Raw genomic sequence first — 21,424 nt, 5'->3', positions numbered from 1 at the left:
TGTGCTCAGCGTGGCGGTCCGCGTGGACCGTGTCCCGTGGGTCACAGCACGCGGCCTAGGTCGCAGCCTCTCCACACGTAGTGACAAGATGGCAAGTGTCCGCGCGCGCGTATACCGCGCGGAGCGGCGCCAGAGCACCACCCCTACCGCTTGCCGAGGAGTTATTGAAGTGACCGACACCTCCGCCGACCTTGTGATCCTGGGTGGCGGATCGGGCGGCTACGCCGCCGCGTTCCGCGCGGCCGAGCTGGGCCTTTCCGTCACCCTGATCGAAAAGGACAAGCTTGGCGGGACGTGCCTCCACCGAGGCTGCATCCCGACCAAGGCCCTCCTGCACGCGGCGGAGGTCGCCGACGAGACCCGCGACGCCGAGACCTTCGGTGTGAAGGCCGTGCTGGAAGGCATCGACATCGCCGGCGTCAACAAGTACAAGGACGGGATCATCTCGCGCCTGTACAAGGGCCTCCAGGGCCTGGCCAAGGCGCACAAGGTGAACCTCGTCGAGGGCACCGGGACGTTCGTCGGCGGCACGACCGTCGAGGTCGACGGCACCCGCTACACCGGCAAGAACGTCATCCTCGCCACCGGTTCGTACTCGAGGACGCTGCCGGGCCTGGAGCTGGGCGGGCGCATCATCGCCAGCGAGCAGGCGCTTTCGCTGGACTACATCCCGAAGAAGGCCATCGTCCTCGGCGGTGGTGTCATCGGTGTCGAATTCGCGTCCGTCTGGGCGTCCTTCGGCGTCGACGTCACCATCGTGGAGGCGCTGCCCCGCCTGGTCCCGAACGAGGACGAGTACGCGTCCAAGCAGCTCGAGCGCGCTTTCCGTCGTCGCAAGATCGCCTTCAAGACCGGCGTTCGGTTCACCGGCGCCAAGCAGGACGACAACGGCGTCAGCGTGTCGCTGGAGTCCGGCGAGACGCTCGAAGCCGACCTGCTCCTGGTCGCCGTCGGCCGCGGCCCGAACTCGGCCGGGCACGGGTACGAGGAGGCCGGCGTCAAGATGGAGCGCGGCTTCGTCCTCACCGACGACCGCCTGCGCACCAACCTGCCGAACGTCTACGCCGTCGGTGACATCGTCCCCGGCCTGCAGCTCGCGCACCGCGGGTTCCAGCAGGGCATCTTCGTCGCGGAAGAGATCGCCGGCCAGGAGCCGCGCGTGATCGACGAGAGCGGCATCCCGCGCGTCACCTACTCGCACCCCGAGGTCGCTTCGGTCGGCCTGACCGAGTCGCAGGCGAAGGAGAAGTACGGCTCCGACGTCACCACCTTCACCTACGACCTCGGCGGCAACGGCAAGAGCCAGATCCTCAAGACCTCCGGTGGGGTCAAGCTGATCAAGGCTCCGGACGGCCCGGTCGTCGGCGTGCACATGGTGGGCGACCGCGTCGGCGAGCTGATCGGCGAAGCGCAGCTGATCTACAGCTGGGAGGCCTTCCCCGAGGACGTCGCCCCGCTCATCCACGCGCACCCCACGCAGACCGAGGCCCTCGGTGAAGCGTTCCTCGCCCTGGCGGGCAAGCCGCTGCACGTCCACAGCTGACGTCTCACCGTCGAAGAACCAGACCAAGCAAGACATATCAAGGGAGTCAGCGAACGATGGCCTACTCCGTCACGTTGCCGGAGCTCGGTGAGAGCGTCACCGAGGGCACCGTCACCCGGTGGTTGAAGCAGGAGGGCGACACCGTCGAGGTCGACGAGCCGTTGCTCGAGATCTCCACGGACAAGGTCGACACCGAGGTCCCGTCCCCGGTCGCCGGCAAGGTCGTGAAGATCAGCGCTCAGGAAGACGAGACCGTCGAGGTCGGCGGCGAGCTCGCCGTCATCGACGACGGGACCGGCGGCGTGCCGGAGTCCTCCGGTTCGGCCGAGCCGGCCGCCGAAGAGGCGCAGCCGGAGCCCGAGCCGGAGCCCGCTCAGGAAGAGGCCTCCGCGCCGTCCCAGCCGGACACCGCGCCGGCTTCGGGCGGCGAAGGCACCGAGGTGAAGCTGCCCGAGCTGGGCGAGAGCGTCACCGAGGGCACCGTCACCCGGTGGCTCAAGCAGGTCGGCGAGAGCGTCGAGGTCGACGAGCCGCTGCTCGAGATCTCCACGGACAAGGTCGACACCGAGGTCCCGTCCCCGGTCGCCGGCACCGTGCTGGAGATCCGCGCCGGTGAGGACGAGACCGTCGAGGTCGGCGGTGTGCTCGCGGTGATCGGTGCCGCCGGTTCCGCCCCGGCCCCGAAGGCCGAGCCGAAGCCGGAACCCAAGCCCGAGCCGAAGCCGGAGCCCAAGCCGGAACCGAAGCCCGAGCCCAAGGCCGAAGCGGCTCCCGCGCCGAAGCCCGCCCCGGCTCCGCAGGCCGCCCCGGCCCCCAAGGCCGAGGCACCGAAGCCGGCAGCGAGCAGCGACAACGGCTCGGACAACGCGCCGTACGTGACGCCGCTGGTCCGCAAGCTCGCTTCGGAGCACGGCATCGACCTGTCGTCGCTGTCCGGCAGCGGCGTCGGTGGCCGCATCCGCAAGCAGGACGTGCTCGCGGCCGCCGAGGCCAAGCAGAAGGCCGCCCCGGCTCCGGCCGCGCAGCCCGCTGCCGCCGCCCCGGCCGCCGCCCCGTCGGCTCCGCGCAAGGCCGCGGTTTCGCCGGAGCTCGCGGCCCTGCGCGGCACCGTGCAGAAGGCCAGCCGGATCCGCCAGATCACCGCCACGAAGACCCGCGAGTCGCTGCAGGTTTCCGCGCAGCTCACGCAGGTCCACGAGGTGGACGTCACGAAGATCGCCAAGCTCCGCCAGCGGGCGAAGGCGGCCTTCAAGGAGCGCGAGGGCGTCAACCTGACGTTCCTGCCGTTCTTCGCGAAGGCCACCGTCGAGGCGCTCAAGCAGCACCCGAACGTCAACGCGTCCTACAACGAGGACACGAAGGAGATCACCTACCACGGTGCGGTGCACCTGGGGATCGCGGTGGACACCGAAAAGGGTCTGCTGTCGGTGGTCATCCACGACGCGGGTGAGCTCAGCCTCGCCGGTCTCGCGCACCGCATCGCCGACCTGGCGGGCCGCGCGCGTTCGGGCCAGATCAAGCCGGACGAGCTGTCGGGTGGCACCTTCACGATCACGAACATCGGCTCCAACGGCGCCCTGTTCGACACGCCGATCATCGTGCAGCCGCAGTCCGGCATGCTCGGTACCGGCGCGGTCGTGAAGCGCCCGGTCGTGATCGCGGACGCCGACGGCAACGACACCATCGCCGTCCGGTCGATGGCGTTCCTGCCGCTGACCTACGACCACCGCCTGGTGGACGGGGCCGACGCGGGCCGCTTCGTCACGACGATCAAGCAGCGTCTGGAAGAGGGCAACTTCGAGGACGAGCTCGGTCTCTGATCCTCCGGTAGTCCGTGAAGGCCCTCGTCCCGCTTCGGCGGGGCGGGGGCCTTCGCCTTTCCCTCCCCTTCTCCTCTCCCCTCCCGCATTTCGTCCTCTGAATGCGGTCGTTGGCATGACGAACTACCGCATTCAGAGGACGAAATGCGAGGAGTTTGACAGCCACCTGGAACTCTAGTATTCCGGAATTACGGAAAACAAGAGGGAGGGTATCGACCATGCTGACCAGACGCCATCTGCTGGCGGGTGCCGCCGCGGGATCGGCCGCGCTGCTGCTGCCGGGGACCGCGAGCGCGACCCAGCCGGACACGACGACCGAACAGGGCTGGCTCGACTGGATCGCCGCACACCGGTACGACGTCTCCGTCCTGATCGACGACGGCGACGGCCGCCGGGCCGCGCACAACCCCGACGTCCGGCGCGTCATGGCCTCGTCGATCAAGGTCGTGCATCTCAGCGCGTACGCCGTCGCGGTCGCCGAGGGCAGGCTCGATCCGAAGGAACAGATCAGGATGGGCGACTGGGACGCCCACCACCCGTTCGTGGGCGATGGCCGCGCGCACTTCCTGGCGCTCAACCGGCTGGGCGTCCCCTGCGACGACTACGGCATCGCCAAGGATCCCGAGCAGCGTGTCTCCCTGGCCAGGCTCGCCGAAGCGATGATCTTCTTCAGCGACAACGCCGCCACGGACTATCTCCGCACCCGCCTCGGCGACCCGGCCCTCCAGCGCGCGGCGGCGCGGAGCGGCTGGTTCCGGCCGGACACCCGTTCGCTCGGCGGCGAGGTCCTGATGCTGATCATGCCGGAGTACGCGCCCCCGCCCGGCAGCCCGGCCGCGGTCCGCCGGGCCATGGGTGACGCGGTCGCGCGGCGCTTCGTCCGCGATCGGGCGTTCCGCGCCGAAGCGCTCAGGCGCTGGCCGGACATGCCGAGCACCCCCGAAGCCCAATGGCCGTGGATCAAGGGGCACGGCCAGGGTTCGGCGGCGGATCTGTTCGCGCTGCACCGCGGTATCGCGAACGGGCTGTACCCGACCGCGCGCGAGATCCTCGCGAAGCCGCTCGCGGACCGTGTGCCACCCGGAGCGAGCGAAGTGCTCTTCAAGGGCGGAAGCCTGCCGCGCTCACTGACCACGGGGCTTTCCGTTCGCTGGCCGGGCGGACGTTCGGGTACCGCGGCCATCCTGTTCACCTGCGTGAGCGATCAGGAAATCGCGAACGCCCCGGTGCTCCTCGACGTCTTGATCGCGGCATTGTCCGATCCGGCACGCTTCAGCGCCCTGGAACGAGCGCTCTGCTGAGACGCAGGTATAGATAACCGGCATGGACGCTGAGCTCGCCGACCGGATCGCCGCCCTCGAAGCACGGGTCGCCGCGCTCGAAGACCGGCACGGCGAGCACCAGGCCGAGCCGGCGGCGAGCCCCGGCGGGCTCGTCGGCTACCACGGCGAGCTGACCGAGCCCCTCGAGCTGAGCTGGGCCATCACCATCACGCCCGGTCCGATGCTGGCATTCGAGGACGGGCCGCGGGTCGAGGTGCTCGCGGCCCTGTCCAGCACGGCGCGGGTGGCGCTCGTGCGGACGCTGGCCGAGAAGGGCGCGCAGACCGCGCCCGCCCTGCAGGAGGCCGCCGATCTCGGGTCGCCCGGCCAGCTGTACCACCATCTCAAGGCGCTGACCGGCGCCGGGATCGTCGAGCAGGACAAGCGCGGCAGTTACCGGCTTCGTCCCACCGCGACGATCCCGGTGCTGGTGCTGCTGACCGCCGCGTCGGACGTCGCCGGGCAACTGAAGAACCTGAGCGTGCGACCGGATCGCGGATAGGACACGATCGGATCATGCGAGTTCTGATCGCGGGCGCGAGCGGACTGATCGGCACCTCCCTGACGACACGGTTACGCCGTTCCGGGCACGAGGTCGTCCGCCTCGTCCGCCGGGAGGAACGGGCGGCCGACGAGCGCCGCTGGGATCCCCCGGCGGGCGAGATCGCCGACGGCGCGCTCGACGGCGTCGACGCGGTCGTGAACCTCGCGGGCGCGCCGTTGCTGCCCGGACGCTGGAGCGCGGCCCGCAAGCAGGTGCTCCTCGACAGCCGGGTCGAACCGACGGAGGTTCTCGCGGAAGCCGTCGCCGAACACGGGATCCCGGTGCTGGTCAATGCTTCCGCCGTGGGCTACTACGGCGATCCCGGTCCGTCCCTTGTGGACGAAACGAGCCCGGTGGGCCGCGGTTTCCTCGCCGAGCTCTGCACCGCGTGGGAAGGCGCCACCGAGTCCGCGGCCACCGCCGGAGCGCGCGTCGTGCGTATCCGCACCGGGCTGGTGCTCGCACGCAAGGGCGGGCTCCTGGACGTCCTGCGGCCGCTGTTCCGGTTGGGGCTCGGCGGGAAACTCGGCGACGGCAAGCAGTACATGCCCTGGATCTCGCTCGACGACGAGGTCGGCGCGATCGTTTTCGCGCTGGAGAACGAATCGCTATCGGGCGCGGTGAATCTCTCGGGGCCGCAGCCCGCCACGAACGCCGCCTTCACGAAGGCGCTGGGCCGCGCCGTGCACCGCCCGGCGATCTGGCAGGTACCGGGTTTCGCCATGAAGATCGCCCTCGGGCAGGCGGCGGAGGAGATGGCGCTGTTCGGGCAGCGCGCCATGCCGCGTGCGCTGGAGGAGGCGGGATACGCCTTCCGCCATCCGACCCTCGAGGACGCGCTGGCCGCCGCGACATGACCTTGCAGCGCGGGCTGTACACCCTCGCCGGAATCCTGCTGCTGGTCGGCTTCGTCACACTCGGGCTGTCCGTCGACGAGCGGCCGCCGCCGGTGGACGTCGCCCTCGCCGACGCGTTCCGCGACCAGCACACCCGGCCCGCCGGGCAGGTGGCCGGCCTGGTCACGCACGTTCTCGGCCCGGTGCTGCCGTTCGCGCTGGGCGCCGTGCTGGTGGTGATCGCCTGGCGCCGCCGGGACCTGACCGTCCTGTGCGTCAAGCTGGCCGTCGTCCTGCTGTTGTGCCGCCTGACCAGCCTGATCGCGAAACCGGCCTTCTACCGGGAGCGGCCACGCGAATTCCCCGATCTGAGTTACCCGAGCGGGCACGTGGTCGCCGTCGCGTGCACGGGATTCGTCGCGGTGCTGCTGTGCGCGTGGACCCGGCCGCGTCTCGCGCGCCTGGCGATCACGATCGCCGCCGCCGCGACGGTGCTCGGCGCGCTCTGCCGCATCGTGCTGGGCGTGCACTGGCTGACCGACACCGCGGGATCCGTACTGGCGGTGGGTGGCGTGGGCCTGATTTCGGCGGCCTGGCTGGGCCTGCTCCCCCTGCCGAAAGACCCGGCGTAGTGTCGCTGACGTGAGCTCTTCGACCACGTCATGCCGTGCCGCCACCGAGCCCGTCGACGTCCGCGAGATCGGGACGATCGACTACACCGAAGCCTGGGAACTCCAGCGCCGCCACATGACAGCCCGTGCCGACGGCGAGGGTCCCGACACCATGCTGCTGCTGGAACACCCGTCCGTGTACACGGCGGGCAAGCGCACCGAAGCCGAGGACAGGCCGACCGACGGCACCCCGGTGATCGACGTCGACCGCGGCGGCAAGATCACCTGGCACGGACCCGGCCAGCTGGTCGGGTACCCGATCATCAAACTCGCCGACCCGATCGACGTCGTGCACTACGTGCGGCGTCTCGAAGAGGCCCTGATCACCGTTTGCGACCAGCTCGGCGTGCACACCGGCCGGGTCGAGGGCCGCAGCGGCGTCTGGATCCCCGCCGACGACCGCGGCCCGGAGCGGAAGATCGCCGCGATCGGCATCCGCGTCCAGCGCGGCGTGACCATGCACGGTTTCGAGCTGAACTGCAACGCCGACCTCGGCGCCTTCGACAAGATCGTCCCGTGCGGCATCCGGGACGCGGGCGTGACTTCGCTTTCCTACGAGCTCGACCGCGAGGTCACCGTCGCGTCGGTGCTGCCGATGGCGCGTGAGGCCGTGCTCGCGGCGCTGGAAGGCGAGCTGGCGGTGAACGACGAGCGCTGGCTGCCGCGTCCCGAAGCCCCGGCCGCCCCGGGCGTCACTTTCGCTCTGCAGAGCTGATTCCTGTGCCAAGCTCCCAGTAGGGCCGTGGAAGCGCCGCGGTCCCACTGGGAGGAGATCATGCGCAGATTCGCGTATGCCGCGGCGGTCGCAGCCGCCGTCGGCGGACTGCTGGCCACCCCCGGCGTCGCCTCGGCGGTGCCACCGGGCTGCTGGACCGAAACCAACGGCTCGACCTGGGCCGCGGGCTTCTGTCCGAGCGGGACCTACAAGGTCGTCGTCCAGTACTGCCGAGTGCACTGCACCCGGGAAGAGGGCTACCCGGCGGTGAACGGCAACCCTTCGGGTGTCTCGTTCAGCCCTGGCGGCTCCATCGCCAGCGTGGACGTCGAATACGTCTGACAAGTACATGAAGGCCCCCTTCCTTGCGCCTGGCGCAAGGAAGGGGGCCTTCATGTACTTCAGTCCAGCTGAGGAGCGACCTCGGAAGCGATCAGCTCGACCTGGTCCAGATCCGAAAGGTCCAGCAGCTGCAGGTAGAGCCGGGTGATCCCGGTCTTCTCCCGCCACTGCCCGACCTTCTCGACGACCTCCGACGGCGTCCCCGCGAGCCCGTTCTCCCGCAGCTCGGAGACCTCGCGCCCAAGCACCGAAGCACGCTTCGCGACCTCGGCGTCGTCACGCCCCACGGCGACGACGAGCGCGGCCGACCGGATGATCTCCTTCGGGTCGCGGCCGATCTCGCGCGCGGCGTCGTCGACGCGGCCGAACTGCTCGGCGGCGAAGTCCGGGCCGACGAACGGCAGGTTGAACTCGTCCGCGTAGCGGGCGGCGAGCGCCGGGGTGCGCTTCTTGCCGCCACCACCGATGATCACCGGCGGCCGGGGCCGCTGCGCCGGCTTGGGCAGGCCGGGCGAGTCGACGAGCTTGTAGTGCTCGCCGTCGAAGGAGAACGTCTCCCCCTCCGGCGTCTCCCACAGCCCGGTGACGACGGCGAGTTGCTCGGCGTAGCGGTCGAAGCGCTCCTTGATCGGCGGCAGGTCGAGGCCGTAGGCGGTGTGCTCGTCGTCGTACCAGCCCGAGCCGAGGCCGAGCTCGACGCGGCCGCCGGACATCTGGTCCACCTGCGCGACCGAGATCGCGAGCACCGACGGATGCCGGAAGGTGGCGGCGGTGACGAGGGTGCCCAGCCGCACGCGGCGCGTCTCGCGGGCGAGACCCGCGAGGGTGATCCACGCGTCGGTCGGCCCCGGCAACCCGGTCGCCGAACCCATCTTCAGGTAGTGGTCGCTGCGGAAGAAGGCGTCGTAGCCCGCGTCCTCGGTGGCCTTCGCCACCCGGAGCAGGTCTTCGTAACTGGCCCCCTGCTGGGGCTCGGTAAAGATCCTGAGGTCCACGAAAGCCACCCTATAGACGGCTTCGTCAGCTCGCTTTCCCGTGCTCGGCGGGCGGAACACGGCGGAATCCGACGAGCAGCCGCACCAGCACCTCCTCGACCTGGGCGCTGACCTTCTTCGGCTCGGGCGACGAAGCGATCTCGATCGCCGCGCTCGACAACGCGCCGAACAGCAGCCGCGCGGTGACGTCCACCGGGACGTCGTCGACCTCGCCGACCTCGATGAGCGACTGGATCCCGGTGCGGACCAGGCCGAAGCTGCACCGCTCCTCCGCCTCGCGCCAGCGTTCCCAGCCCATCACCACCGGCGCCTCGTGGATCGCGATGCGCTGGTACGCCGGGTCGAGGCAGCTCTGCAGGAAGCCGCGCAACCCCGCGAGCGCCCGCTCCCACGGCGAGGCCGGGCCGTTCATGATCTTTTCGAGCCGGTCGAAGACCTGGCTCTCGACGGTGTCGAAGGCCGCCTCGAACAACGCCTGCTTCCCACTGAAATGGTGGTACAGCGCGCCTTTCGTCACCCTGGCCCGTTTGGCGATCTCGTCGAGAGACGTGCCGGCGTACCCGCGTTTGGTGAACAGCTCGACGGCACTCTCGACGAGCGCCGACCGGGTGGACTCGGAATAGTCCAGCCGCCTTGACCTCATTGTCGCCACCTTCACAACTTTACGCCGCCGGTCCCGCTCCATACCCATGGTATGTTGACTGCTGTCAGGTCCGTACCGGGAGTATGCCGCAAACCTGCGGTATGAACCGGGTCACGGAGGGGAGCCCACATCATGAGCTGGAACGACTTCTACCAGCGGCGCGACATCCTCGAAGCCGCACTGCGCCAGGCGGGTCACCACCCGTCCGACGCCATCTCACTCGAAGAAATCCCCGGCGCCACCAAGTACTTCGCGACCGAAGAGGAGCTTCTGGTCGCGCTCCGGTACAAGTGGAACCAGGTGTTCGCCGGTCACCTCCGCGCCGAGATGACCGATCCGGACTACGCGGACCAGGACCTCGCGCTCGACAGGGTCGAAGCCGTCACCCGCGCCTGGAACAGCGCCACCACCGAACACGAGACCCTCCGCGCCGTTCTCGACGCGGCCCTCGATCGGTGCCCCGCGCTGATCCCGTCGCACGAAGCCGAACTGCGCACGCTCGCGCTGACGGCGGGGCTGGCCGACGGCAAGGAACCGGTCGACGAGATCACCCAGGTCGGCAGCGCGTTCGCCACCCTGCTCCGGCACGGACGGCACGCGAAGCCCGCCCGCCGCCGCAGCCCCATGGGTCACCTGCTCAGGTTGCTCGCGCCGAGCGCCTGATCCGGCGTAGCGGCCCCGCCGACGATGTAGTTAGGTACCGACATGGCTGCTCACGCGCGCTGGACCGAGGCCGACATCCCGGATCAGACCGGCCGGACCGTATTCGTCACCGGCGCGAACTCGGGGCTGGGGTTGCGGATGTCCGAGGTGCTCGCGGGCAAGGGGGCCCGCGTGCTGCTCGGCTGCCGGTCGCCGGAACGCGGCGCCAAGGCGCTGGAGCAGGTACGCGCGGCCGCGACCGGGAAAGCGCCCGGGCTCGTCCGGCTGGACCTCGCCGACCTCGACTCGGTCCGCGAAGCCGCGAAGAAGGTCGAGGAGTTGACGGACGGCAAGCTCGACGTCCTGGTCAACAACGCGGGCGTGATGGCGACCCCACGCGGCCACACCAAGGACGGTTTCGAAACCCAGTTCGGCACGAACCATCTCGGGCACGCGGTGCTGACCTGGCTGCTGATGCCGTCACTGCGCCGCGGCTGGGGACCGCGTGTCGTCACCCTGTCGAGTGTCGCGGCGACGGGCGCGCGCATCGACGTCGCCGACCCGAACTTCGAGCGCCGGATGTACAACCCGGGCTCGGCCTACGGCCAGTCGAAACTCGCCAATCAGGTGTTCGCGCTCGAACTCGACCGCAGGCTGCGTGCCGCGGGCGAGGACGTCATCAGCGTGGCGGCGCACCCCGGCTACACCTGGACCGGACTCGGCTCGGGGATGGCCCGCTCCTACCGCAACCCGGTGGTCCGCGCGCTCGTCGCCGGGGGCAACCGGATCGGCGAGATCTTCATCGCGCAGAGCGCCCGCCAGGGCACGCTCCCGCAGCTGTTCGCGGCGACCTCCCCGGAGGCCGAAGGCGGCGATTACATCGGCCCTCGCGGGCTCGGCGGACTTCGCGGCGCCCCGGTCAAGGTGCGCCCGCTGGCAGCCGCGCGGAGCGAATCGCTCGGCGCCGCGTTGTGGGACGTGACCACCAAGTTGACGGGCGTCACCCCCGACCCCGCGTGAGCGGCGACCACTGCTCCGGCGGGCGTAGGGTGACGGTGTGAGTGCTGCCCCAGATGGCCGCAAGCTGTTGCGGCTCGAGGTCCGGAATTCCCAGACTCCCATCGAAAAGAAGCCGTCGTGGATCAAGACGCGCGCCCGGATGGGTCCGGAGTTCACCGAACTCAAAGGCCTGGTGCGCCGCGAAGGCCTCCACACCGTCTGCGAAGAAGCCGGCTGTCCCAACATCTACGAGTGCTGGGAAGACCGCGAGGCGACGTTCCTGATCGGCGGCGACCAGTGCACCCGGCGCTGTGACTTCTGCCAGATCGACACCGGCAAACCCGCCGAGCTGGACCGCACCGAGCCGCGCAAGGTCGCCGAAAGCGTCCAGGCGATGGGCCTGCGCTATTCGACCGTGACCGGTGTCGCGCGCGATGACCTGGAGGATGGTGGTGCGTGGCTGTACGCCGAGACCGTCCGTCAGATCCACGCGCTGAACCCCGGCACCGGTGTCGAGCTGTTGATCCCGGATTTCAACGCGGATCCGGAGCAGCTGGCCGAGGTCTTCGGTTCACGTCCCGAGGTGCTCGCGCACAACGTCGAGACCGTGCCGCGGATCTTCAAGCGGATCCGGCCCGGCTTCCGGTACGCGCGGTCGCTGGAGGTCATCACGAAGGCTCGTGAGGCCGGTCTGGTGACGAAGTCGAACCTGATCCTCGGCATGGGTGAGACGCCGGAGGAGGTGGCTCCGGCGATGAAGGACCTGGTCGACGCGGGCTGCGAGATCCTCACGATCACCCAGTACCTGCGCCCGTCACCGCGTCACCACCCGGTGGACCGCTGGGTCAAGCCCGAAGAGTTCGTCGAGCACTCGAACGCCGCCGAGGCCATGGGCTTCGCCGGCGTCATGGCCGGGCCGCTGGTCCGCTCGTCGTACCGCGCCGGTCGGCTGTTCGCCCAGACGAAGGCCCACCGCGGGGAGCCGCTGTCGGAGAACCTGGCCCACCTCGCCGCCGAAGGGCCCGCCGCGCAGGAAGCCAGCTCGCTGCTGGCCCGGTGACTCCGGTCACCCTCTTCGCGACATCGCCACCCACCAGGTCACGAATCAGTAAAGTGACCTGGTGGCGTTGGTAACCGATCTTCTGAACTGGCTGCAGGGACTCCCGGAACCGGGACTGGTCGCGGCGACCGGCGGACTGGTGTTCGCCGAATGCACCATCGGGCTGGGCTTCATCGCCCCCGGTGAATCGGGGCTGCTGGTCGCGGCCACGACGGCGACGTCGGTCTCGCGCTTCCTGACCCTGTGGGCGGTCGTGACGGTCTGCGCCGCACTCGGCGACTCGCTCGGCTACGCGATCGGCAAACGCTTCGGCCCACGCCTGCGCGAGACGAAGCTGATCCGCAAGTACGGACTCGACGCCTGGGACAAGGCGACGGGGGTGCTTGAACGGAGAGGCGCGTGGGCGGTGTTCTTCGCGCGGTTCCTTCCGGTGATCCGCACGCTGACCCCAGCCGCCTCCGGCACCTCGGGCCTGCCCTTCCGTAAGTTCCTGCCCGCCGCCGCGGCGGGCGCGGCCTGCTGGTCGGCCATCCACATCGGTATCGGTGCCGCGCTCGGCGAGGCCGCCAAGAAAGTCGAAGGCGCGCTCAACACCGGTGGCCTGGTCATCGTCGGCGTGCTCGTCGGTGTCGCGGTGTTCTTCTTGCTGCGCTACAAGAAGAAGAAAGCGCTCGCGGTCACAGCCGAAGAAGCCACCCCGGCGAAGATCGGCGCGGACGACTAGATTCCGGGCATGACCGCCCTGAACCTGCCCCAGCCGATCGGTTTCGTCCTCGGTGGCGGCGGCAGTCTCGGGGCGATGCAGGTCGGGATGCTGCGTGCCCTCACGGAAGCGGGCGTCGCGCCCGACCTCGTCGTCGGCACCTCGGTGGGTTCGCTGAACGCCGCCGTGCTCGCCCTCGGGGGTGAATCGAGCGGCAGGCTCGACCGGATCTGGTCGCGGATGACGCGGCACGAGGCGTTCCCCGGCGGTGTGCTCAGCCAGGTGCGGACCCTGCGGCACAGCAAGACCAACCTGTTCCCCAACACCGGGCTCGCCGCGATCGTCGACGAGCACATCGGCGAGGGCGTCCGCTTCGAAGATCTCGCGCTGCCGCTGGGTGTCGTCGCGACGGACGTCGACACGGCCGAGCCTCTGCTGATCCGTTCCGGGCCCGTTCTGGCGCCCCTGCTGGCCAGTTGCGCGATTCCGGGGATCTATCCGCCGGTGCCCTTCGGTGAGCGCATGCTCTACGACGGCGGCCTGGTCGCCAACGTGCCGATGCGCCAGGCGCTCGCCATGGGCGCGAAATCGCTCGTCGTCCTCGACTGCGCCTTTCCCGGCAAGATGCCCGGCACCCCGCAGACCTTCGCCGAGGTCATGATGTTCACCGCGATGATCAGCATGCGGAACCAGGCGGTCCTGGAGGCGCCGATCGCCGCGGCCGAGGTGCCCGTGGTCTACGTGCCGGGGCCGAAGCCGGTACGGGTCAGCCCGCTGGACTTCAGCCACACCGCGGCACTGACCGCCGAGGCCTACGACGCCGCGAAGACCTATTTGGGTGAATTGAGTGTCGATGGCCCCGGTCTTTATGGTGCGCCCGGTCTCGTCGTGGACTGAGAAGCAACCATCCGGCATCGATCACGTCTTCTTCGTCGCGTAGTTTTGAAAGAGAACTTTCCGCTGATCGAGCGAAGTAAAAAGAGAATCTCATGTTTCCCAAGAAGACATTACTTTCGGCGGCCGGAATACTCGCCGCGATACTGCTGATCTCGGCCTGCTCTTCCACTGGCGACTCCGGTACCTCGAATTCATCCGGCCCGAGCGCCGGATCGGACGAAAGCGCGGTTTCGGTGACCATCGACCCGGCGGGCGGGACCAACGTCAATCCGGCGACCCCGGTGGTGGTCAAGGCCGAGCACGGCAAGCTGATCGACGTCACCGTCAGCAACGCCGACAAGGGCAACCAGGTGAAGGGCGAACTGGCGAGCGACGGGCTCAGCTGGAAGACCACCGAACCGCTCGGCTACGGCAGCACCTACAAGATCGTGGCGCATGCCCAGGGCAGCGACGGAAAGCCCGTCGAGCAACAGAGCAGGGTCTCCACGCTGAGCCCGAAGCAGCAGGCGAACCCGAACCTGATCCCGGCGCCCTCGGCGGTCGCTTCCGGCGGTGTCGGTGTCGGGCAGCCGATCGTGTTCACCTTCGGCCAGCCGGTGAAGAACAAGGCCGACGTGGAGAAGAAGCTGTCCGTGGAGTCGACGCCGAAGCAGGAGGGCTCCTGGTACTGGATCGACGACAAGAACGTCCATTACCGCCCCAAGGTGTATTGGCAGCCGGGGACGACGCTCAAGGTGTCGGCGATGATCTACGGCGTCGATTTCGGCAATGGCGTGTACGGCGCGACCGATCGCACCGAAACGTACAAAGTGCACGATTCCTGGGTCGCGAAGGCCGACGGCAACACCGAGCAGATGCAGATCTTCCACAACGGTCAGCTCGCGAAATCGATGCCCATTTCCATGGGCAAGGACGCCACGCCGACCCATTTGGGCGCGCACGTCATTTCGGACAAACACGAGAATTACACGATGGACTCGTGCACGTACGGCGTCTGCCAGGGCCAGCCGGGGTACTACAAGTCGAACGAGAAATGGTCGCTGCGCATCTCCAACGACGGCGAGTTCGTCCACGAGAACCCGAACAGTGTCGGCGCGCAGGGCAGCTCGAACGTGTCGCACGGCTGCATCAACCTCAACGCCGCCAACGCGCAGTGGTTCTACCAGAACATGGGGCTCGGCGACGTCGTCGAGGTGACGAACTCCGGTGGCCCGCAACTGCCGGTGTGGGACCTGTACGGCGACTGGTCGAAGTCGTGGGCGGACTGGCAGGCGGGCAGCGCGCTCAAGTAGAGGGATGATGGGCCGGTGACCAGTACCCTGAGCACCGCCCGCGCCCTCGTGGCCGGCGCCGGCCGGATCGTCGCACTGACCGGCGCCGGGATCTCCACGGACTCGGGGATCCCCGACTTCCGCGGCCCGCAGGGCCTGTGGACCCGCGACCCCGGCGCGGAGAAGATGTCGAACCTCAAGGCGTACCAAGGCAGCCGCGAGGTCCGGGAGCGGACCTGGCAGGCGCGGCTGGTGCATCCCGGCTGGGACGCCGTGCCGAACGCGGCGCATTACGCGCTCGAGCGCCTGTCGCCGACGTGGATCATCACCCAGAACATCGACCGGCTGCACCAGAAGGCGGGCTCGCCGCCCGAGCGGGTGCTGGAACTGCACGGGACGATGTTCGAGTCCGTCTGCCTCTCGTGTGACGATCACCGGGACATGCGCTCGACGCTGGAGCGGGTCCGAGCAGGCGAGGCCGACCCGCCCTGCCTGGTGTGTGGCGGCATCCTGAAGTCAGCCACTGTGTCGTTCGGCCAGCACCTGGACCAGAACCTGCTCCGCGCCGCGCGAGCCGCCGTCTCCGACAGCGATCTCCTGCTGGTGGCCGGGTCTTCCCTGAGCGTGCAGCCGGCCGCCTCGCTGGTGAGTGTCGCTTCCCGCGCCGGCGCCGCGGTGGTCATCTGCAATGGCTCCGAAACGCCCTACGACTCCATGGCCACCGCCGTCGTCCGCGGCCCGCTCGCCGACTCGCTCCCCGCCCTCGCCCCCTCCCGCATTTAGTCCTCTAAATGCGCCGGGCTCCGCCCTCTCCTCACGTGCCTCATCCCGTCACTCGCGTGATCGAGGCCGTGACTCGCGTGATTGAAGGCGGATCTCGCGTGTTTGGGGAGGGATCTCGCGTGATCAGACGGACGACACGCGTGATCAGGTGGACGACACGGCGCCCGGTTGTGTCGTCCGTGGGATCACGCGTGTTCGCCCTCTAATCACGCGTGATCGGCGCCTGATCACGCGTGCGACGGTTTCGGGCATGAGAAAAGGGCCCAGGTCTGGGAGAACTCGTGGTTCTCGACCAGGCCCTGGGCCCTTTTCCTTCTTTTCTAATGTTAGTCCGGCGGTGTCCTACTCTCCCACAACCCTTCGGTTGCAGTACCATCGGCGCTGTCAGGCTTAGCTTCCGGGTTCGGAATGGGACCGGGCGTTTCCCTGACGCTATAACCACCGAAACACTACGAAACAACACACACTGTCTGTTTCCAGAACGGTGTGGTGTTTCAGAGCTGTAGAGTGGATGCGTAACATCTTTGTGGGCAAGTCCTCGGCCTATTAGTACCAGTCAACTCGACAACACATTACTGTGCTTCCATTTCTGGCCTATCAACCCAATGGTCTGTTGGGGGCCTTAACCCACAAGGGGTGGGATACCTCATCTTGGAACAGGCTTCCCGCTTAGATGCCTTCAGCGGTTATCCCTTCCGAACGTGGCCAACCAGCCATGCCACTGGCGTGACAACTGGCATACCAGAGGTTCGTCCGTCCCGGTCCTCTCGTACTAGGGACAGCCTTCCTCAAGTATCCTACGCGCGCGGCGGATAGGGACCGAACTGTCTCACGACGTTCTAAACCCAGCTCGCGTGCCGCTTTAATGGGCGAACAGCCCAACCCTTGGGACCTACTCCGGCCCCAGGATGCGACGAGCCGACATCGAGGTGCCAAACCATGCCGTCGATATGGACTCTTGGGCAAGATCAGCCTGTTATCCCCGGGGTACCTTTTATCCGTTGAGCGACACCCCTTCCACCAGGTGGTGCCGGATCACTAGTCCCGACTTTCGTCCCTGCTCGACATGTCTGTCTCACAGTCAAGCTCCCTTGTGCACTTGCACTCAACACCTGATTGCCAACCAGGCTGAGGGAACCTTTGGGCGCCTCCGTTACTCTTTAGGAGGCAACCGCCCCAGTTAAACTACCCATCAGGCACTGTCCCTGAACCAGATCATGGTCCGAGGTTCAGATTCCCAATCCGACCAGAGTGGTATTTCAACAACGACTCCACCAACACTAGCGTGCCAGCTTCACAGTCTCCCACCTATCCTACACAAGCCGAACCGAAAACCAATACCAAACTATAGTAAAGGTCCCGGGGTCTTTCCGTCCTGCCGCGCGTAACGAGCATCTTTACTCGTAGTGCAATTTCGCCGGGCCTGTGGTTGAGACAGCCGGAAAGTCGTTACGCCATTCGTGCAGGTCGGAACTTACCCGACAAGGAATTTCGCTACCTTAGGATGGTTATAGTTACCACCGCCGTTTACTGGCGCTTAAATTCTCAGCTTCACCCCGAAAGGTTAACCGGTCCTCTTAACGTTCCAGCACCGGGCAGGCGTCAGTCCATATACATCGTCTTGCGACTTCGCATGGACCTGTGTTTTTAGTAAACAGTCGCTTTCCGCTGGTCTCTGCGGCCACCCACCCCTAGCCCGCGAAGGGCTTCAGAGTGTTTGGCCCCCCTTCTCCCGAAGTTACGGGGGCATTTTGCCGAGTTCCTTAACCACAGTTCACCCGATCGCCTTAGTATTCTCTACCTGACCACCTGTGTTGGTTTGGGGTACGGGCCGTGCACGCACTCGCTAGAGGCTTTTCTCGGCAGCATAGGATCACTCTACTTCACCTCAATCGGCTACGCATCACGTCTCAACCTATATGAATGGCGGATTTGCCTACCATTCGGTCTACACGCTTACACCAGTACTACCACTCACTGGCGGAGCTACCTTCCTGCGTCACCCCATCACTCGACTACTACGGAATCAGATCCCACGCTCCACACTCGCGTATCCACCCGAAGGCTTCAACACGAGGCTTTGGGTGGTTAGTATCAACCGCCTCATCCTGGGCGCACGTGCTCGGGTACGGGAATATCAACCCGTTATCCATCGACTACGCCTGTCGGCCTCGCCTTAGGTCCCGACTTACCCTGGGCGGATTAGCCTGGCCCAGGAACCCTTGGTCATCCGGCGGCAGAGTTTCTCACTCTGCATTCGCTACTCATGCCTGCATTCTCACTCCCACACCCTCCACGACTGGCTTCCGCCGCCGCTTCCCTGGATGCAGGACGCTCCCCTACCCATCCATACCACTGCATCACACTCTCAAGGAGGTGATGGATGTATATGTATGAATGACACAGCTTCGGCGGTGTGCTTAAGCCCCGCTACATTGTCGGCGCAGGACCACTTGACCAGTGAGCTATTACGCACTCTTTCAAGGGTGGCTGCTTCTAAGCCAACCTCCTGGTTGTCTGGGCAATCCCACATCCTTTCCCACTGAGCACACACTTAGGGGCCTTAGCTGGTGTTCTGGGCTGTTTCCCTCTCGACGACGAAGCTTATCCCCCGCCGTCTCACTGCCACACTCTCACACCACGGTATTCGGAGTTTGGTTGATTTCGGTAACCCGGTAAGGCCCCTAGACCATCCAGTAGCTCTACCCCCGTGGTGAAACATGTGACGCTGCACCTAAATGCATTTCGGGGAGAACCAGCTATCACGGAGTTTGATTGGCCTTTCACCCCTACCCACAGCTCATCCCCTCAGTTTTCAACCTAAGTGGGTTCGGCCCTCCACGTCGTCTTACCGACGCTTCAGCCTGGCCATGGGTAGATCACTCCGCTTCGGGTCTAGACCACGCGACTCAATCGCCCTATTCAGACTCGCTTTCGCTACGGCTACCCCACACGGGTTAACCTCGCCACGCAGCACTAACTCGCAGGCTCATTCTTCAAAAGGCACGCCATCACCTCAACATCACAAAGATGTGCTCGGGCTCTGACGGCTTGTAGGCACACGGTTTCAGGTACTCTTTCACTCCCCTCCCGGGGTACTTTTCATCTTTCCCTCACGGTACTAGTCCGCTATCGGTCTTCAGGAAGTATTTAGGCTTACCGGGTGGTCCCGGCAGATTCACAGCAAATTCCACGAGCTCGCTGCTACTCGGGAACACCACCAAGGTCTCAGAAACTGGTTTTCGCGTACGGGACTCTCACCCACTCCGGTCGCCCATCCCAAGGCGTTCCACTAACCAGCACATCAACCCGAAGAAATGTCAGTCTCTCCAAGGCGGGTCCCACAACACCACACACACAACGCCTGACAGCTTGACATGTGCATGGTTTAGCCTCTTCCGCTTTCGCTCGCCACTACTCACGGAATCACGGTTGTTTTCTCTTCCTACGGGTACTGAGATGTTTCACTTCCCCGCGTTCCCTCCACACACCCTATATATTCAGATGCGGGTAACACCACATAACTGGTGCTGGGTTTCCCCATTCGGAAATCCTCGGATCACAGCTCGGTTGACAGCTCCCCGAGGCATATCGCAGCCTCCCACGTCCTTCATCGGCTCCTGAAGCCAAGACATCCACCATGTGCCCTTAACAACTTGACCACAAAGATGCTCGCATCCACTCTACAGTTCTCAAACACCACACCAGAAACAAACAACCTGGGGGGTTAGCCCCTCGGCGTGTTGCCTCAGGACCCAACAGCGTGCCAATGAACACCGAAATCCCCTTGACCCTGCAGCACACGTTCCACGCTCCTTACGAAGCAGTACTAGCCCGTGCGGGCATCAAGCGAACCGGCATAAACCAGTAGTTCCACAATTCCTTGAGCAACCAGCACAACACCACGTTCGGGTGTTGAGTGCCGGCCACTCCACCAACCGTTGGTCCGGGTATCCCGGCGGGGTGGATGTGTTGCTCCTTAGAAAGGAGGTGATCCAGCCGCACCTTCCGGTACGGCTACCTTGTTACGACTTCGTCCCAATCGCCAGTCCCACCTTCGACCACTCCCTCTGCAAGCAGTTGGGCCATGGGCTTCGGGTGTTACCGACTTTCATGACGTGACGGGCGGTGTGTACAAGGCCCGGGAACGTATTCACCGCAGCGTTGCTGATCTGCGATTACTAGCGACTCCGACTTCACGCAGTCGAGTTGCAGACTGCGATCCGAACTGAGACCGGCTTTAAGGGATTCGCTCCACCTCGCGGTATCGCAGCCCTCTGTACCAGCCATTGTAGCATGTGTGAAGCCCTGGACATAAGGGGCATGATGACTTGACGTCATCCCCACCTTCCTCCGAGTTGACCCCGGCAGTCTCCCACGAGTCCCCGCCATAACGCGCTGGCAACGTAGGATAAGGGTTGCGCTCGTTGCGGGACTTAACCCAACATCTCACGACACGAGCTGACGACAGCCATGCACCACCTGTACACCAACCACAAGGGAAGCCCTATCTCTAGGGATGTCTGGCGCATGTCAAGCCCAGGTAAGGTTCTTCGCGTTGCATCGAATTAATCCACATGCTCCGCCGCTTGTGCGGGCCCCCGTCAATTCCTTTGAGTTTTAGCCTTGCGGCCGTACTCCCCAGGCGGGGCGCTTAATGCGTTAGCTACGGCACGGACAACGTGGATGTCGCCCACACCTAGCGCCCAACGTTTACAGCGTGGACTACCAGGGTATCTAATCCTGTTCGCTCCCCACGCTTTCGCTCCTCAGCGTCAGTATCGGCCCAGAGACCCGCCTTCGCCACCGGTGTTCCTCCTGATATCTGCGCATTTCACCGCTACACCAGGAATTCCAGTCTCCCCTACCGAACTCAAGTCTGCCCGTATCGCCCGCACGCTCCACGTTAAGCGTGGAGTTTTCACGAACGACGCGACAAACCGCCTACGAGCTCTTTACGCCCAATAATTCCGGACAACGCTCGCACCCTACGTATTACCGCGGCTGCTGGCACGTAGTTAGCCGGTGCTTCTTATCCAGGTACCGTCACTTGCGCTTCGTCCCTGGCGAAAGAGGTTTACAACCCGAAGGCCGTCATCCCTCACGCGGCGTCGCTGCATCAGGCTTGCGCCCATTGTGCAATATTCCCCACTGCTGCCTCCCGTAGGAGTCTGGGCCGTGTCTCAGTCCCAGTGTGGCCGGTCACCCTCTCAGGCCGGCTACCCGTCGTCGCCTTGGTAGGCCATTACCCCACCAACAAGCTGATAGGCCGCGGGCTCATCCCGTACCGCCGGAGCTTTCCACTCTCAACCATGCGGCCAAGAGTCATATCCGGTATTAGACCCAGTTTCCCAGGCTTATCCCAAAGTACAGGGCAGATTGCCCACGTGTTACTCACCCGTTCGCCACTAATCCACCCCGAAAGGCTTCATCGTTCGACTTGCATGTGTTAAGCACGCCGCCAGCGTTCGTCCTGAGCCAGGATCAAACTCTCCAACAATGTCAAATTTGATCGAGGCAAATAAATACTTGCTCTCAAAGGAACCTCAAACGAGGTTCAAATATAAGCTCTACTGGCTTAGTTCACTAGCACACTGTTGAGTTCTCAAGCAACACACCCCGAATCGCACCACCATCA

17 protein-coding genes and 3 rRNA genes are annotated in these 21,424 nt (G+C 65.9%); 15 read left to right on the top strand and 5 right to left on the bottom strand.

Translation table 11 applies throughout. The annotated features are described in order from the left end of the window. The first annotated feature begins 169 nt into the window (after nucleotides 1-169). From lpdA to AJAP_RS10530, 8 genes are all read left to right on the top strand, one after another. Complete coding sequence (gene lpdA, locus AJAP_RS10565) at nucleotides 170-1,543, top strand: dihydrolipoyl dehydrogenase (RefSeq protein ID WP_037344695.1); 1,374 nt, start codon at nucleotides 170-172, stop codon at nucleotides 1,541-1,543. A 56-nt stretch (nucleotides 1,544-1,599) separates the two neighbouring features. Then, on the top strand, nucleotides 1,600-3,363 hold the full coding sequence (gene sucB / locus AJAP_RS10560) for a 2-oxoglutarate dehydrogenase, E2 component, dihydrolipoamide succinyltransferase (RefSeq protein ID WP_038510131.1): 1,764 nt from the start codon (nucleotides 1,600-1,602) through the stop codon (nucleotides 3,361-3,363). A 218-nt stretch (nucleotides 3,364-3,581) separates the two neighbouring features. Beyond that, nucleotides 3,582-4,664 (top strand): serine hydrolase, encoded by a 1,083-nt coding sequence (locus AJAP_RS10555; protein ID WP_038510127.1) that lies wholly within the window; start codon nucleotides 3,582-3,584, stop codon nucleotides 4,662-4,664. Between the two features lie 22 nt (nucleotides 4,665-4,686). Continuing rightward, nucleotides 4,687-5,187, top strand: a complete 501-nt coding sequence (locus tag AJAP_RS10550) for an ArsR/SmtB family transcription factor (RefSeq protein ID WP_038510125.1) — start codon at nucleotides 4,687-4,689, stop codon at nucleotides 5,185-5,187. 14 nt (nucleotides 5,188-5,201) lie between these two features. After that, nucleotides 5,202-6,086, top strand: a complete 885-nt coding sequence (locus tag AJAP_RS10545; protein ID WP_038510122.1) for a TIGR01777 family oxidoreductase — start codon at nucleotides 5,202-5,204, stop codon at nucleotides 6,084-6,086. Then, a complete protein-coding gene (locus AJAP_RS10540; RefSeq protein WP_038510119.1) occupies nucleotides 6,083-6,697 on the top strand; it encodes a phosphatase PAP2 family protein in 615 nt (204 codons plus the stop codon). Before AJAP_RS10545 ends, AJAP_RS10540 begins: the two co-directional genes overlap by 4 nt. Before the next feature lie 10 nt (nucleotides 6,698-6,707). Continuing rightward, the gene (lipB, locus tag AJAP_RS10535) at nucleotides 6,708-7,451 is read left to right on the top strand and encodes a lipoyl(octanoyl) transferase LipB (RefSeq protein WP_038510117.1); all 744 of its coding nucleotides are present in this window, start codon (nucleotides 6,708-6,710) and stop codon (nucleotides 7,449-7,451) included. A gap of 60 nt (nucleotides 7,452-7,511) precedes the next feature. Next, on the top strand, nucleotides 7,512-7,793 hold the full coding sequence (locus AJAP_RS10530; RefSeq protein WP_038510115.1) for a hypothetical protein: 282 nt from the start codon (nucleotides 7,512-7,514) through the stop codon (nucleotides 7,791-7,793). 59 nt (nucleotides 7,794-7,852) lie between these two features. Here AJAP_RS10530 and AJAP_RS10525 read toward each other — a convergent pair whose 3' ends face one another. Further along, complete coding sequence (locus AJAP_RS10525; RefSeq protein WP_038522786.1) at nucleotides 7,853-8,788, bottom strand: LLM class F420-dependent oxidoreductase; 936 nt, start codon at nucleotides 8,786-8,788, stop codon at nucleotides 7,853-7,855. A gap of 25 nt (nucleotides 8,789-8,813) precedes the next feature. Then, nucleotides 8,814-9,431, bottom strand: coding sequence for a TetR/AcrR family transcriptional regulator (locus tag AJAP_RS10520; RefSeq protein ID WP_016336085.1), 618 nt, complete (start codon nucleotides 9,429-9,431; stop codon nucleotides 8,814-8,816). A gap of 132 nt (nucleotides 9,432-9,563) precedes the next feature. Here AJAP_RS10520 and AJAP_RS10515 point away from each other — a divergent pair, with 132 nt between their 5' ends. The 7 genes from AJAP_RS10515 to AJAP_RS10485 all read left to right on the top strand — a co-directional run bounded on the left by AJAP_RS10515 (nucleotide 9,564) and on the right by AJAP_RS10485 (nucleotide 15,786). Further along, nucleotides 9,564-10,094, top strand: a complete 531-nt coding sequence (locus AJAP_RS10515) for a hypothetical protein (protein ID WP_038510111.1) — start codon at nucleotides 9,564-9,566, stop codon at nucleotides 10,092-10,094. A gap of 42 nt (nucleotides 10,095-10,136) precedes the next feature. Continuing rightward, nucleotides 10,137-11,093, top strand: coding sequence for an oxidoreductase (locus AJAP_RS10510; protein ID WP_038510109.1), 957 nt, complete (start codon nucleotides 10,137-10,139; stop codon nucleotides 11,091-11,093). A 37-nt stretch (nucleotides 11,094-11,130) separates the two neighbouring features. After that, entirely contained in the window at nucleotides 11,131-12,132 is a 1,002-nt protein-coding gene (gene lipA / locus AJAP_RS10505; protein WP_038510106.1) for a lipoyl synthase, read from the top strand. Nucleotides 12,133-12,193: 61 nt separating this feature from the next. Beyond that, nucleotides 12,194-12,856, top strand: a complete 663-nt coding sequence (locus AJAP_RS10500) for a DedA family protein (RefSeq protein ID WP_038510102.1) — start codon at nucleotides 12,194-12,196, stop codon at nucleotides 12,854-12,856. A 9-nt stretch (nucleotides 12,857-12,865) separates the two neighbouring features. Continuing rightward, nucleotides 12,866-13,732 (top strand): patatin-like phospholipase family protein, encoded by an 867-nt coding sequence (locus tag AJAP_RS10495; protein ID WP_037344668.1) that lies wholly within the window; start codon nucleotides 12,866-12,868, stop codon nucleotides 13,730-13,732. Between the two features lie 92 nt (nucleotides 13,733-13,824). Continuing rightward, complete coding sequence (locus AJAP_RS10490) at nucleotides 13,825-15,024, top strand: L,D-transpeptidase (RefSeq protein WP_038510100.1); 1,200 nt, start codon at nucleotides 13,825-13,827, stop codon at nucleotides 15,022-15,024. A gap of 15 nt (nucleotides 15,025-15,039) precedes the next feature. Further along, nucleotides 15,040-15,786 (top strand): SIR2 family NAD-dependent protein deacylase, encoded by a 747-nt coding sequence (locus tag AJAP_RS10485; protein WP_051972400.1) that lies wholly within the window; start codon nucleotides 15,040-15,042, stop codon nucleotides 15,784-15,786. Between the two features lie 329 nt (nucleotides 15,787-16,115). Here AJAP_RS10485 and rrf read toward each other — a convergent pair. The 3 genes from rrf to AJAP_RS10470 form a co-directional block, all read right to left on the bottom strand. Then, nucleotides 16,116-16,232, bottom strand: a 5S ribosomal RNA gene (rrf, locus tag AJAP_RS10480). 80 nt (nucleotides 16,233-16,312) lie between these two features. Continuing rightward, a 23S ribosomal RNA gene (locus AJAP_RS10475) occupies nucleotides 16,313-19,448 on the bottom strand. A 321-nt stretch (nucleotides 19,449-19,769) separates the two neighbouring features. Then, nucleotides 19,770-21,286: ribosomal RNA gene (locus tag AJAP_RS10470) — 16S ribosomal RNA — on the bottom strand. The 16S, 23S and 5S rRNA genes sit together here, the layout of an rRNA operon. Nucleotides 21,287-21,424: the final 138 nt, after the last annotated feature.

Origin of the sequence: Amycolatopsis japonica (assembly GCF_000732925.1) — a bacterium.
Taxonomy (GTDB): Bacteria; Actinomycetota; Actinomycetes; order Mycobacteriales; family Pseudonocardiaceae; genus Amycolatopsis; species Amycolatopsis japonica.
The sequence above is the reverse complement of the archived record's forward strand: the minus strand, read 5'-3'. Positions and strand labels throughout refer to the sequence as shown.

Coding starts and splice junctions, on each gene's coding strand:
- sucB (WP_038510131.1), top strand. CDS start 1,600: ATGGCCTACTCCGTCACGTTGCCGGAGCTCGGTGAGAGCGTCACCGAG.
- AJAP_RS10555 (WP_038510127.1), top strand. CDS start 3,582: ATGCTGACCAGACGCCATCTGCTGGCGGGTGCCGCCGCGGGATCGGCC.
- AJAP_RS10550 (WP_038510125.1), top strand. CDS start 4,687: ATGGACGCTGAGCTCGCCGACCGGATCGCCGCCCTCGAAGCACGGGTC.
- AJAP_RS10545 (WP_038510122.1), top strand. CDS start 5,202: ATGCGAGTTCTGATCGCGGGCGCGAGCGGACTGATCGGCACCTCCCTG.
- AJAP_RS10540 (WP_038510119.1), top strand. CDS start 6,083: ATGACCTTGCAGCGCGGGCTGTACACCCTCGCCGGAATCCTGCTGCTG.
- AJAP_RS10530 (WP_038510115.1), top strand. CDS start 7,512: ATGCGCAGATTCGCGTATGCCGCGGCGGTCGCAGCCGCCGTCGGCGGA.
- AJAP_RS10520 (WP_016336085.1), bottom strand. CDS start 9,431: ATGAGGTCAAGGCGGCTGGACTATTCCGAGTCCACCCGGTCGGCGCTC.
- AJAP_RS10515 (WP_038510111.1), top strand. CDS start 9,564: ATGAGCTGGAACGACTTCTACCAGCGGCGCGACATCCTCGAAGCCGCA.
- AJAP_RS10510 (WP_038510109.1), top strand. CDS start 10,137: ATGGCTGCTCACGCGCGCTGGACCGAGGCCGACATCCCGGATCAGACC.
- AJAP_RS10495 (WP_037344668.1), top strand. CDS start 12,866: ATGACCGCCCTGAACCTGCCCCAGCCGATCGGTTTCGTCCTCGGTGGC.
- AJAP_RS10490 (WP_038510100.1), top strand. CDS start 13,825: ATGTTTCCCAAGAAGACATTACTTTCGGCGGCCGGAATACTCGCCGCG.